The organism is Kribbella sp. NPDC043289, assembly GCF_056436705.1.
The window spans coordinates 52,481-65,330 of record NZ_JBWKCB010000009.1 but is presented as its reverse complement, the minus strand read 5'-3'; the positions used below and the strand labels follow the sequence as shown (position 1 = coordinate 65,330).

General features: G+C 68.4%; 14 protein-coding genes. 4 read left to right on the top strand and 10 right to left on the bottom strand.

The window, feature by feature from the left end; all coding sequences use genetic code 11:
- The first annotated feature begins 22 nt into the window (after positions 1-22).
- Positions 23-1,021, top strand: coding sequence for a LacI family DNA-binding transcriptional regulator (locus AC0662_RS36565; protein ID WP_452202635.1), 999 nt, complete (start codon positions 23-25; stop codon positions 1,019-1,021).
- Here the strand turns inward: AC0662_RS36565 and AC0662_RS36560 are convergent.
- From AC0662_RS36560 to AC0662_RS36540, 5 genes are all read right to left on the bottom strand, one after another.
- Positions 994-1,857 (bottom strand): NAD-dependent epimerase/dehydratase family protein, encoded by an 864-nt coding sequence (locus AC0662_RS36560; protein WP_478306407.1) that lies wholly within the window; start codon positions 1,855-1,857, stop codon positions 994-996. The two genes, AC0662_RS36565 and AC0662_RS36560, sit on opposite strands and share 28 nt — an antisense overlap.
- Positions 1,854-2,738, bottom strand: coding sequence for a carbohydrate ABC transporter permease (locus tag AC0662_RS36555; protein ID WP_452202631.1), 885 nt, complete (start codon positions 2,736-2,738; stop codon positions 1,854-1,856). Before AC0662_RS36555 ends, AC0662_RS36560 begins: the two co-directional genes overlap by 4 nt.
- Positions 2,735-3,598 carry a carbohydrate ABC transporter permease gene (locus AC0662_RS36550; protein WP_452202629.1) on the bottom strand — a complete coding sequence of 288 codons (864 nt, stop codon included), beginning with the start codon at positions 3,596-3,598 and terminating at the stop codon, positions 2,735-2,737. Before AC0662_RS36550 ends, AC0662_RS36555 begins: the two co-directional genes overlap by 4 nt.
- A gap of 97 nt (positions 3,599-3,695) precedes the next feature.
- Entirely contained in the window at positions 3,696-5,069 is a 1,374-nt protein-coding gene (locus tag AC0662_RS36545; RefSeq protein WP_478306405.1) for an extracellular solute-binding protein, read from the bottom strand.
- A 165-nt stretch (positions 5,070-5,234) separates the two neighbouring features.
- On the bottom strand, positions 5,235-5,765 hold the full coding sequence (locus AC0662_RS36540) for a CGNR zinc finger domain-containing protein (protein ID WP_478306403.1): 531 nt from the start codon (positions 5,763-5,765) through the stop codon (positions 5,235-5,237).
- Between the two features lie 70 nt (positions 5,766-5,835).
- Between AC0662_RS36540 and AC0662_RS36535 the strand changes: the two genes are divergently transcribed.
- Positions 5,836-6,981, top strand: coding sequence for an MFS transporter (locus AC0662_RS36535; RefSeq protein ID WP_478306401.1), 1,146 nt, complete (start codon positions 5,836-5,838; stop codon positions 6,979-6,981).
- A gap of 308 nt (positions 6,982-7,289) precedes the next feature.
- Here the strand turns inward: AC0662_RS36535 and AC0662_RS36530 are convergent, their stop codons facing one another.
- Entirely contained in the window at positions 7,290-8,171 is an 882-nt protein-coding gene (locus tag AC0662_RS36530) for an SIS domain-containing protein (protein ID WP_452202621.1), read from the bottom strand.
- 101 nt (positions 8,172-8,272) lie between these two features.
- On the opposite strand from AC0662_RS36530, the gene AC0662_RS36525 reads away from it, so the two are divergent.
- Entirely contained in the window at positions 8,273-9,055 is a 783-nt protein-coding gene (locus tag AC0662_RS36525; RefSeq protein WP_452202619.1) for a DeoR/GlpR family DNA-binding transcription regulator, read from the top strand.
- 166 nt (positions 9,056-9,221) lie between these two features.
- On the top strand, positions 9,222-9,911 hold the full coding sequence (locus tag AC0662_RS36520; RefSeq protein ID WP_478306399.1) for an O-methyltransferase: 690 nt from the start codon (positions 9,222-9,224) through the stop codon (positions 9,909-9,911).
- Positions 9,912-10,146: 235 nt separating this feature from the next.
- Here the strand turns inward: AC0662_RS36520 and AC0662_RS36515 are convergent, their stop codons facing one another.
- From AC0662_RS36515 to AC0662_RS36500, 4 genes are read right to left on the bottom strand one after another with little or no spacing between them, the layout of a single operon-like run.
- Positions 10,147-10,869: an alpha/beta hydrolase family protein gene (locus AC0662_RS36515; protein ID WP_478306397.1), complete on the bottom strand. Its 723-nt coding sequence runs from the start codon at positions 10,867-10,869 to the stop codon at positions 10,147-10,149.
- Complete coding sequence (locus AC0662_RS36510) at positions 10,866-11,861, bottom strand: amidohydrolase family protein (RefSeq protein ID WP_452202613.1); 996 nt, start codon at positions 11,859-11,861, stop codon at positions 10,866-10,868. Before AC0662_RS36510 ends, AC0662_RS36515 begins: the two co-directional genes overlap by 4 nt.
- Complete coding sequence (locus AC0662_RS36505) at positions 11,858-12,373, bottom strand: 3-hydroxyanthranilate 3,4-dioxygenase (RefSeq protein WP_452202611.1); 516 nt, start codon at positions 12,371-12,373, stop codon at positions 11,858-11,860. Before AC0662_RS36505 ends, AC0662_RS36510 begins: the two co-directional genes overlap by 4 nt.
- Positions 12,374-12,375: 2 nt before the next feature.
- Positions 12,376-12,795, bottom strand: coding sequence for a RidA family protein (locus AC0662_RS36500; protein ID WP_452202609.1), 420 nt, complete (start codon positions 12,793-12,795; stop codon positions 12,376-12,378).
- Between the last annotated feature and the right edge of the window lie 55 nt (positions 12,796-12,850).

Genomic DNA, 12,850 nt, shown 5'->3' with positions numbered 1-12,850 from the left:
GTGACCTCATTACGATGTGTGCATGGCCGACCAGGTGATCACGCTGTCCGATGTGGCTGCCGCGGCCGGTGTGTCGCTGTCGACGGCTTCCAAAGCCCTCAACGGCACGGACCGGATCTCGGAAGCCACCCGGGAACACGTGCGGGTGACTGCGGACCGGCTCGGCTTCCGGCACAACGCGCTGGCCCGCTCGTTCGCCCGCGGCCGCAGCCAGACGATCGGAGTCCTCACACACCGCGCGTCGAACCCGTTCACCCGCGTGGTGCTGGCCACCGTGGCCACCGAGCTGGGCGCGAAGGAGCAGGCCATCCTGCTGTACGACGCGCGGATGGACGAGCAGCACGACGTGACCGAGAGCATCCTGCAGCTACGTGCCCGCCGGATCGACGGCGTGATCGTGATCGGCACCAGTACGTCGTTCCGGACGCCGTCGCTGACCAGCCGGTTCGACGTCCCGGTGATCAACGCGTTCACGGTGCCGGCGGATCCGCAGGACACCACGATCACCGCCGACGACTACGCGATCGGGCGGCTCGCGATCAGCCACCTGCTGACCAACGGCCGGCGCAAGATCGCGCACCTGACCGCGGAGCGGCACGACATGGCCGCGCAACGCCGGGCCGAGGGCGCCGCCGAGCTGCTCCTCGAGGCCGGGCTCAAGTGGGCGGCACCGGTCCGATTCGGGCGCTGGCGCGAGGAGTGGGGCGAGCAGGCCGCGGCCGAGCTGTTGGCCGAGGTGCCCGACCTGGACGCGATCTTCTGCGGCAGCGACGCGATCGGCCGCGGTGTGGAACGGGCCGTCCGCGCCGCCGGCCGGCAGGTGCCCGGCGACATCGCGCTGATCGGCGTCGACAACTGGGAGAGCCTGATGCACGACCAGCGCGGCACCAGGCACCTGACCACGATCGACGTCGGCCTCGAGGAGATCGGCCGCCAGGTCGCCAACCGGCTCCTGGAGGGCGACCTCCAGCCCGGAGTCGAGTACGTCGAGCCTCACGTGGTCGTCGCGGACACCGCCTGATCGTGGATCGAGTACCGCGGCCGGAAGCCCAGCAACTCCTGCGCCCGCGTCGTGTCGACCAGCGAGCCACGTCCGTCCACAGGTCGCTTCAACGGCACGCCTGGCGCGTACTGGCGCAGTAGCTCGTCCGTCTCCCGGTCGATCAGGATGTCGTCGGCTGCCAGCCCCACCACGTGTGCTCCGGCAGCCGTTGACTCCAGTGCGGCAATGATCGCCCGTACGCCGTCCCGCAGGTCCAGATAGGCCCAACCCTCGCGAGCCATGATCGACGGGTCGCGGTCCGCCATCGCGGCGAACTTGACCAGCTCGTCGCGATCCTTGACCAGCGGGAAGCGCAGCGCGATCACATCGGTCCCCCAGCGCCGCCACGCCATCCGCGCGCTCTGTTCGTCCACGCTTTTGGACAAGGAGTACGCGTCGGCGATGTCAGCCTCCACCTCCTCGTCCAGCGGGTAGTACGCCGGCTCGACCTCGTTCACGTTCATCGGTACGCCGAATGCGTTGATACTGCTCGCGATCACCACGCGACCGATCCCCCGCTGCCCAGCCTGCGCCAGCACGTTGAAGGTCGCCGCGACGTTGTTCTCGAACACCTCCTCCGGCGTACCCAGACTGGGATGCGGAATCGCGGCCAGATGCAGTACGGCGTCCGCGTCGGCGAGTGCGGCGGACACATCGTCGGCCGACCGCGCATCGCCGACCAGTGAGCGGTCCGCCGTACTGGCGTGGTCGTAGCGAAGGGACAGACCTGTGACGTCGTACCCGGCGGCTTGCAGACCGTCGACGGCGGCTCGGCCGATGGAACCGTCCGCACCGGTCACCAGAACGCGTTTCACGCCTTGATGCCCCCAGACAGGCCCACGCCACGCAAGAATGCTCGCTGGAAGACCAGGAACAGCAGCACCGGGATCAGCAGGGCCAGGAACAGACCCGCCAACTGGATGTTGAGTTCCGTCACCTTCGCGATCTTGGGCAACGCCACCGAGACCGGCTGGAGATCCGGATTCGTCAGCACCAGCAGGGGCCACAGGTAGTCCTTCCACGAAGAGATGATGCTGAGCAGCACGACCACACCCAGGATCGGCCGCGACAGCGGGAGCACGAGCGAGGTGAACACCCGGATCGAGCCGGCGCCGTCGATCCGGGCGGCCTCGAAGTACTCACGCGGGATGCTGTCGAAGAACCGCTTCACGATCAGCACGTTGAACGCACTGGCCGCGGGCGGCAGCCAGACCGCCCAGAACGTGTTGGTCAGGTTGGCGTGCACCACCGGCATCTTCAGCACGGTCAGATACAGCGGCACGAGCGAGACGATGTGCGGCACGAACAACGTGGCCAGGATCGCCGCGGACAACAGCGCGCCCCACCGCGGGCGCAGCACACTCAGCACGTAGCCGGACGTCGTACAGACGATCAGCGACGTGACCGCCGAACCCGCGGCGATCATGGCGGTGTTGCCCAGGTAGTAGCCGATATGGCCCTGCTGCCACGCGGTGGCGAGGTTCTGCCACTGCACCTGACCGGAGGGGAACCAGCCGAGCGGCGAGCGGATGCTGTCCTGCGTCGGCGAGATCGCTGCCTTGAGCAACCACAGCAACGGCCCCAGACCCGCGACGAGCAGTCCGATCAGTACGACGACCTGCCCGGCCACGAACGGCACTCTGACCCGCGTGAGCTTCCGGTCCGCGTCCGACAGCGCACCACGTTCTTGACTCATTCGGTACTCCAACCACGCGTCGCCAACTGGAAGACCGCGGACAGTACGGCGAGCGCGATCGCCAGCAGCACGCTCAGCGCCGTCGCGGCACCGTAGTCGCCGTTGACGAACGCGTAGTTGTAGATCAGCAACAGAATCGTCATCGTCGACCCTTGTGGTCCACCGCCGGTGAACAGCAGCGGTTCGGTGAACAACTGCATCGTCCCGATCACCTGCAGGAGCAGCATCAGCAGCAGCACCCCACGCAGGTGCGGCAACATCACGTGCCAAACCCGCCGTACGACGCCCGCGCCGTCCAGCTCGGCCGCCTCGTAGAGGTCCGCGCGTACCGACGTCAGCGCGGCCAGGTAGATGATCACTGCGTTACCCGCACCCGCCCACGTCGCCTCCAGCACGATCGACGGCATCGCCGACGACGGACTGTCCAGCCACGGGAACGGACCGAGCCCCACCGCGCCCAGGATGGTGTTGAACATCCCACTCGCCGACGGGTCGTAGAAGAACCGCCAGAGCAGGATGGCCACCACCGGCGGCGTGATCACCGGCAGATACGCCAGCGTCGTGTACAGCCACGACCTGCCACGCAACTCGGACAGGAACATCGCCAGCAGGACCGGCAGCGGGAAGCCGAACAGCAAAGCCAGCAAGGTGAACCAGACCGTGTTCAGCGCCGCCTGACCGACGCCGGGGTCGGTCAGCACGTAGCGGAAGTTCTCCAGCCCGACCCACTTGACCGGATCGACCAGATTGGTCTGCTGCACGCTCATCACGAGGCCCTTGACGATCGGGCCCCACGAGAACACGACGAAGATCAGGAGCACCGGCAGCGCGAACAGCACTGCCGGTACTCCACCTCGCATCCGCTGCAGATACCTGCGGTTCACCCGTCGCCGCACACCGGCGCCGCGGCTGGTCGCCGGGGCACCGGTGGAACGAGTGGTGGTTGCGGTGGGCAACTCAGCGCCCGAGCTTGGCATTCACGGTGCCGGCGGCCTTGGTCAGCAGCGCACCGACGTCGGCCTTCTCGTTCCCCAGCACGGTCTGCACGACCGGGTCGAGAGCGGCGTACACCTCCTGAGCCTTCACCGGCGGCTCGGCGATGATCTTCTGGTCAGCAGCGACCTTGGTGTATGACGCGAAGTTCTCCAGCGGCACGTTGACGTACGGCTTGATCCAGCCCTGGTACGTCGACCACTGGTCCGCCGAGATCACCGGCAGGCCCGGCGTACCGACCGGAAGCTTCGCCGCCACACCGGCCTTCGCACTCGTCACCGCGGCATCCTGGTCCACGTACTTGTTCAGATAGTTGAACTTGATCCACTTGATCGCCGCGACCTTCTCGGCGTCGGTCGCGTTCGGGCTGACGATCTGGACGCTGCCACCGCTCAGGGTGCCGTGGTCACCGCCCTGCTGCGGCATCGGGCCGATCCCGAACGCCGCCGACGGCAGGCCGTTCTGCTGCACCAGCGTGCGGTAGGCGTCCGGCGCGGCCATGAACATCCCGACCTTGCCGGCCGCGAACGCTTTCGAGATCCCGTTGATGTCGTAGAGCACGGCCTGGCCCATCGACTTGTCGGTCCACTTCATGTCGTGCAGCAACTGCAGCGCGGCCTTGGACGGCGCGTCGTCGAAGGTCGCCTTACTGCCGTCCTCGTTCTCGATCGACCCGCCGAACGCGTACGTCTGGGTGGTGAACATCCAGCCGCCGGTGTTGTTCGTCGTCATCTGCGCGTAGCCGGGCTGACCGGTCTTCTGGGCGATCTGCTTCGCGTCCGCGCGCAGCTCGTCCCAGGTCGCCGGCGGCTTGTCCGGGTCCAGACCGGCCTTCTTGAACAGGTCCCGGTTGTAGACCAGACCGACCGAGTACGCCGCGGTCGGCACCGCGAACACGCTGCCGGACTTGTCCTGGGCGATCTTCAGGACGTTCGGGTTGAACTTGTCCATCAGACCCTGGTCCTTGAGCACCTGGGTCAGGTCGGCGACCTGCTTGCGGGCGATCATGCCCTGCGGCTCGGTGAACGGCACGTTCAGTACGTCGGGCAGCTGGCCGCCGGCGGCCTGCGCCTGGAACGTCGTCGCGTCCCAGATGGTCTCGACCGGGTTCAGCTTGATGTCCGGGTTGGCCTTCTGGAAGTCGGCCACCCGCTTGTCGAAGGTGGCCCGGTTGGCCGGGTCGGAACTGCTCGGACGGTCACCGACCGTGATCGCGACCTGCCCTCCGGAACTCGCTCCGCTACCGGCGGCGCCGCCCGAGGACGGCGCACTGGAGCAGGCCGCCAGCAGAAGCGGCGCGGAAAGCCCTGCAGCACAACGGATTGCAAACCTCTTCATCGGAACTCCTCTGCGGGGATGGCGATCGGCAAGCCGACCGTTCCGCAGAGTAGCGCAAGCGCTTTCGCAAATACCAGACCTCAGGCGAAACTGGTTTCGCTATTCCTGCCGAGCCCGGTCGCTACCGCCGCCGGGCCCGGTGATTATCGCTGTCGGGCCCGGTGGTTATCGCTGTCGGGCCCGGTACGACGCGACGCGGGTGCGGCTCGAGCAGCGCGGCGTACAGAACCTGCGCGGCCGGTTCTCCGCCGCGTTCGCGAAGACCCGCTCGCAGTCCGTCGCCGCACAGACCGCGAGGGCTTCGAACCCGTGGCCGGCCGCGAAACTCGCCAGCCCGAGCGCACTCGTCGCCGCCAGCCAGTCGGCCCACGAAGCTCCTGGCTTCGCTACATGGAGATGCCATGGCGTCCCGTCGTGATCCGACAGATACGGCCGTACGGCGTGCCTCTCGAGTACTGCGTTCAACACCCGGGCCGCCTGACCCGGATCGCCGTGGAACACCGGCCGCAGCCACTCGCGAACCATCCGCACCGCGGCCAGATCGGCCTCGTCGACGGCGACCGGCTCGGGCTCGCCGTGCTCGAGCAGGAACGTCCGCAGGTCGGCCGGGGTGTTGAGCTGCTCGGGATCGAGGGTTCGCGTGTTGACCAGGTCGACGGCCAGCCGCAGCTGCCGATCCGGGGACTGAATTTCCACTGGACTCCTCCCGTAACGCCTTTGTTAGCGTAACGCGTAACAGTCAGCTTTGCGTTACAGGAGGATCGGCGTGCCCAGTTACTACCTCGCGGCGACGCTGGCCCGGTTCGCCGACGAGATGGTCGCGTTCACGCTCGTCCTGCTGGTCCTCGACCGCACCGACAACCCGGCGCTCGCGGGCGTGACCGGTGCGGCGTACGCGTTCCCCGCGATCGTCACCGGCCCGCTGCTCGGCGCCTGGCTCGACCGGACGCCGTACCGCCGCAGCGCCCTCGCACTCAACCAGGCTGTGCTCGGCGTGGTCATGCTCTGTCTGCTGACTTTGGTCGGTCACAGCGCGCACTGGATAACACCGGCGCTGGCAGCGGTTGCCGGTGCGACGTTGCCGATGGTGAGCGGCGGGTTCACGAGCATGCTGCCGAGCCTGTTCCGCCCGGAGCGACTCGCGCGGGCCAACTCCTTCGAGTCCGTCAGCTTCAGCGCCGCCGCGATCGCCGGCCCCGCGACTGCGGCCACCATCGCCGCCGGTGTCTCGGTCGATGCAGCCGTCGCGGTGATCGTGGTCGCGGCAACGCTCAGCATCCTCGCGATCAGCCGACTCCCCGCACTCCCACCCGTCGGCACCTCCGGCGAACCGTTCCTGGCGTCCGTCGTCAGCGGTCTCCGCCACCTCGCCCGGACGCCACCGCTGCGCGCCTCGACCGTGACAACCACCTTGCTGATGGGCTTCACCGGCATCCTGCTGATCGCGCTGCCACTGCACATGTCCTCGCTCGGCCTGCCGAAGTCCGCCGCCGGGTACCTATGGACGGCCGTCGAGCTCGGCAGCGTCACGACGGCGTTGCTGGTCCGAACTCGTCGACGTCCAGAACACGTGGTGATGCTGTCGGTCGCCGCGTACGGCCTCGTCCTCACCACATGGCCGCTCGCCCCGTCGTTCGCCGTACTGCTGGTGCTCGCAGTGGTTGCCGGGTTCGCGGAAGGCCCGACGCTCCCGGCGATGTTCGCGGCACGCCAGCAGTACAGCCCCAGATCACTCCAAGGCCGAGTCAGCACCACCGCAGCCAGCCTCCGAGTCGGCACTTCAGCCGTAGGCCAAGCCACCGCCGGCCTCCTGGTCCCCGCACTAGGCACCAACTCAACCCTGCTCATAGTCGGCCTCGGCCTGATGACCGCCGCCGTCACCGGCCACCTCACCACCCACCGAACCACCTAGCCCGCCCCGCCCGCCCCGCCTCGCCTCGCCCAGCCTCGCCCCGCCTCACCCCGCCCCGCCTCACCCCGCCCCGCCTCACCCCGCCTCACCCCGCCCCGCCTCACCCCGCCCGCCCCGCCTCGCCTCGCCCCGCCTCGCCCCGCCTCACCCCGCCCCGCCTCACCCCGCCTCGCCCCGCGTCGCCTCGCCTCGCCTCGCACGGACGGATATCCGTTCGTGTGCAGGGTTCTCCCCTGGTGTACGAACAGAGAACCCCCACCGCGAGGGGTTATCCCCTCGCGCTGGGGGCGCGACGTGCCAGCGGAAGGTCAGTCGTCGAGGATGACCGAGCGGGAGAGGCTGCGGGGCTGATCCGGGTTCAGGCCGAGCGCGAGGGACTTGGCGACGGCGACGCGCTGGGCGACGACGAGGGACGCCATCGGGTCGAGGTCGTGGTGGACGATCGTCGCGCCGGTCGCGGTGACGTCGTCGAGCAGGCCCGCCGGCGGCTGGCCGAAGATCCAGACGCCACGGCCCGGCTGCGCGATCGCGATCGGGCCGTGCCGGTAGTCCATCGCCGGGTACGCCTCGGTCCACGCGGACGCGGCCTCGCGCTGCTTGAGCGCGGCCTCGTGGGCCAGGCCGACGGTCCACCGCGTGCCGACGTACGTGACCTGCTCGAGCTTGGCGAGCTCGTCGACGTCGATGGTCAGTGCGGTCTGAGCGTCCGCAGCGGCCTGCGTCAGGTCCTCACCGAGCGACGCGCGGAGCAGCGCCAGCGTGGTGGTCGCGAACCGGGTCTGTACGACGGACTGCTCGTCGGCGAACTCGAGCAGGATGGTGTGGTCGGCCAGCTCGACGATCGGCGAGTCCGCGGTGGCGGTGATCGCGATCGTCGGCAGGTCGGTCTCCCGGATCAGGTCCAGTACTTCGGTCGTCGTACCGGAGCGGCTGATCACGACCACCGCGTCGTACGCGCGACCGGCCGGGAACTCCGAGCCGGCGAACGCGTCGGTCTCGCCCTGGCCGAGGTCCTCGCGCAACGCGGCGTACGCCATCGCCATGAACCAGGAGGTGCCGCAGCCGACGGCCGCGACCCGCTGACCGGCCTTCGGAAGTGCACCGCCGTACTGCGCGAAACCGTCCGAGACCTGGCGCCACAGCGCTGGCTGAGTGGCGATCTCACTGCTCACGAATGGCGTCTGGGTCATGTCGTCTCCGCACTTGTCATGGTCGAAACTGCTCGAACGTGATCGAATGGTGCCAACCAGCCGCCACCCGGCTGACCGATTGTGTGAAGGAGGAGCCCCGGGTGAAGCGTTATGAACGCCTCAACACCTTGCTCGAGTCGCTGGCCGAGAAGGGCGCCATCGACGTCGACGAGCTCGCCGAGCAGTTGCACGTGTCCGCGGCCACGATCAGGCGTGACCTGGACCATCTCGGCAAGCAGCAGCTCCTCACCAGGACCCGCGGCGGCGCGGTCGCCAACGCGGTGTCGTACGACCTGCCGCTGCGCTACAAGACTGCGCGTTTCGCGTCCGAGAAGCAGCGGATCGCGCAGGCCGCGGCCACGCTGGTCCGGCGCGGCATGGTGATCGGGATGAACGGCGGTACGACGATCTCGGAGGTGGCGCGCACACTCGCGACCCGCCCGGAGCTGTCCGCGGAGCACGGTGAGCCGGCGTTCACGCTCGTCACGAACGCGCTGAACATCGCCAACGAGCTGATCGTCCGCCCGCACGTGAAGATGGTGCTCACCGGTGGTGTGGCGCGGCCGCAGTCCTACGAGATGATCGGCCCGCTGTCGCACCGGATCCTGTCCGACCTGTCGCTGGACATCGCGTTCATCGGCGTCGACGGGATCGACGAGACCGGCGCCACCGCCCATCACGAGGGCGAGGCGAACATCAACCAGCTGATCGTCAGCCGGGCCGCGAAGGTGGTCGTGGTGGCCGACTCCTCGAAGCTCGGGCAGCGCGCCTTCGCCCGGATCTGCGAGCTCAGCGAGATCGACACGCTCGTCACCGACGCCCAGGCCGACGACTCCCAGCTGACGGTCTTCCGCGAAGCCGGGATCGACGTCATCCGCGCCTGACCCCCCAAATTCCCCAAAAGGCACCGCACACCTCCCTCACCAGGTGAGTCATGTCCACTGAAGACGATCATATCTGATTGCGTCAAGGTCGTTATGAGCAAGAGTGCGCAGTCTCAGCGCGTGCAGCACGGAAAGCGGACTTCCAACCGCTAGGCTTCGGATCAGCATGGGTACCGCAGCCGCAGAACACTCCGCCGACCATTGGGAGGACGCCATCGCCACCGGCATCGACCCGACGTCCTGGGCGTACGCCGAGGACTACACCGGTGAGGACGAAGTCGTCACCGGTGCGCGGGCGAGCGCCGCGGACAGCGGTGTCGCCCCGATCGGCCCGGGCACGTCCGCCGCGCTGAGCCTGCTCGCTGCCGGCGCCGGCGCCAAGGCAGTCGTCGAGATCGGCACCGGGACCGGCGTCTCCGGCCTCGCCCTGCTGCGCGGGATGCGCCCCGACGGCACGCTCACCACGGTCGACATCGACGCGGAGAACCAGCGCCTGGCCCGTAAGACGTTCCTCGACGCCGGCGTCGCGTCGAACCGGTTCCGCCTGATCGCGGGTGCCGGGCTGGACGTGGTGACCCGGCTCACCGACGGCCACTACGACCTGGTGTTCTGCGACGCCGACCGGCGCGAGAACACGGCGTACCTGCACGAGGCACTGCGGCTGCTGCGCCCCGGCGGCGTCGTCGCGTTCGCCGGCATCCTCACCGGCGGCCGTGTCGCCGACCCGGCCCGCCGCGACGCCGACACGATGGCACTGCGCGACCTGGTCCGCGCCGTCCGCGAGGACGACGACCTGGTCTCCGCCCTCCTCCCCACCTCCGAAGGCCTCCTCACCGCCGCCAAGCGCCTGCAGTAGCAGCACGGAGCGTGCCGAACCGCCACCGAGAGTGGCGGACGAGCAAGAGAAACGAACCAACAAAAGATACAAACCTACTAAGATGAGCAGCGTTTAGTACGTTTGTCGGTCTGCCCGGGATCAGCGACCAGACGATCCGTCTTGTCCTCGAGGAGCTCAAGACCGAGCAGAAGGTCAGTCCTGAGGGGACGGGACGCGGCGCCGTCTGGCGGCGCATCCCGGATGAGGATGACGCCTAGGACGTGAGGCGGGTCAGTTCGGTGGTTACTACGTGCCAGGGGTCGGTCATGGGGTCGATGAGTTCGTAGTGGCCGCAGTGGTCCACGCGGTGGAAGTGGGCCGTGGGGTGGGCGCTGAAGTAGGACTCGGTGACGCTGAGCGGGACGACGGTGTCGTTGACGCCGTGGATGAGCGTTACCGGTGCGATGGAGGCCGGGAGGTGCGCCGGGTCGAGGTCGTTGCGCACACCGCCGCCGATGAAGGCCTGTACGGCGCCGTCGCCGAGGCGCTGCTGGTCAGCCAGCAACAGGTCGGCTACGGGGGCCAAGGCGACCACGCCGCGCAGCTGGACCGGGTTGAGCGTCGACGCGGCCCACAACGCGAGTTGACCGCCTGCGGAGTGGCCCATCAGCACATAGCCCGCGTGGACGTCTACGAGATCCGGGAGCGCGTCGAGCGCCGTACGGATGTCTGTCGTGGTCGCGTCCGGGTCGCCGGGCTCGCGGCGGTACTCCAGCGACAGCACGGACCACCCCAGGTCCGACAGGGCCGCACCGAGCGACCGGGCGTGCATCCGGTCGGTCTTCGGCCGCCAGAAACCGCCGTGCAGGAACACCACGGTCGGCCGGTACTCCTTCGCGTGCCAGTGGTCGATCACCTGGTCCGCGTGGTCGCCGTACTTGAGCTCCTCATCGGGCTCACGCGCAGTGCGCGACAGTACCGACCGGTCCTCACTCATCCAGACCTCCCGAGATAGCGCAGGGCGTTCGCCGTCAGCAGCTTGTGCTGCTGCTCCGCGGTCAGGAAGCCGGCCTTCCGTACTACTTCCCCGACCGGCCGCTCACCCAGTGGATAGGGATAGTCACTGCCGACCAGAACGCGGTCTTCCCCCAAGGTATCGACAAGTAGCCGCAAAGGCGCTGATTCGAACACCACCGTGTCGACCAGGATCCGGTCCAGGTACGTCGCCGGTGGATGCTGCGAGCAACCGCGCACGATGTCTCCGCGCCGGTGCCAGGCGTTCTCGAGTCGCCCCAGCCAGAACGCGAAACTCCCGCCCCCGTGGGCGAAACAGATCCGCAGGTACGGCGGCAACTGGTCGAACGCCCCGCCGAGGATCATCGCCAGCAACGACAGATGCGTCTCGGCCGGCATCCCGGTCAGCCAGCGCGCCATCCACCGGTCCAGCCGCGGACCGCCCGGCATGTCCCACGGATGCACCAGCACCGGTGTCCCGGTCTCCGCGCAATGCTTGAGGAAGGCAACGATCCCGGCGTCGTCGAGGTCCTTGTCGCCGACGTGGTTGCCGATCTCGACGCCGGCGTGACCGGCGGCGCGGCAGCGGTCCAGCTCGGCGCAGGCGAGGTCCGGATCCTGCAGCGGCACCTGGCAGAACGGCACGAACCGGTCGTCGCCGGCGAGTGTCTCCAGGGTCAGGTCGTTGAAGATCCGCGCGAGCTTCACGGCCTGGTCGGCGGGCCGCTCGTACCCGAAGAACACCGGGGTCGGCGACACCACCTGCAGATCGATGCCGTCGGCATCCATGTCCGCGCGCCGGACGGCCGGATCCCAGGCCTGCGGTCCGATCGGGCGGAACTCCGTCGAGCCGATCATGATCATCGCGGCCCGCTCGGAGTCGATCCGCAGCCACGGCCAGCCGTCGCCGCCGCAGGCCGCCGCGAGATCCGGCCAGCCCTTCGGCACCAGGTGGGTATGGACGTCGACGGTCATTTACCCGGATGCACCGTGCCGCAGTTCGGGCAGGTACGCGCGTCCTCGCTCTCGTAGAACGCGGTGAACACCGGAGGCAGGTCGGCGACGATGTCGGTCACCTGGAGCTCGACCTCGTGGACGATCCCGTTGCAGTTGGCGCAGTACCAGCGGAACTTCTCCAGGACGCCGGGTTCGCGGACGCGTTCGATCACCAGGCCGATCGACTCCGGTCCGCGTTGCGGGGAGTGCGGCATGTTTCGCGGCAGGACCCACATCTCGCCGGCGTTCACCGCGACCGTCGCGGGACCGTCGTCGGTCATCACGTTGACCCGGAGCTCACCCGAGATCTGGTAGAAGAACTCCTCGTACGGGTCGACGTGGAAGTCGGTGCGCTGGTTCGGCCCGCCGACCACCATCGTGATGAAGTCGTCCCCGGTCGGGAACATCTGCTTGTTGCCGACCGGCGGCTTCAGCAGGTGCTTGTTCTCCTCGATCCACTCCGGGAAGTTCGTCGACTCCAGATTCGCCATCACTAGCTCCTTTGCGGGATCGCCGCTACGGCAGATATTTCGATCAGCAGCTGGGGATGCGGCAGCTGATGTACTGCGACAGTCGTTCGCGCCGGCCCGTTCTCGTCGAAGAACTCGCCGTACACCTCGTTGTACCCGCCGAAGTCGTTCATCGACACCAGGTACGTCGTGACGCTGACCAGATCCTCGAGCCCGGCACCGACCGCGGCGAGGACGTCCCGGATGTTCTCCAGCACCGCCCGCGTCTGCACCCGGATGTCCAGCTCCACCGTCCCGAGCGGATCCACCGAGGCCCCCGCGATCGAGTTGTCCGCCCGCCGGCTCGACGTCCCCGACACAAACGCGAACCCACCGGCCACCTTCACATGCGGATACCGCCCCCGCGGGCTCGCCTTCCCTGGCACCACCTTCGCGTCAGCCACGCAATCACCTTGCCGCACGGGCCGCGACCCGCCAAGTACCTACCGCGCGCCGCGC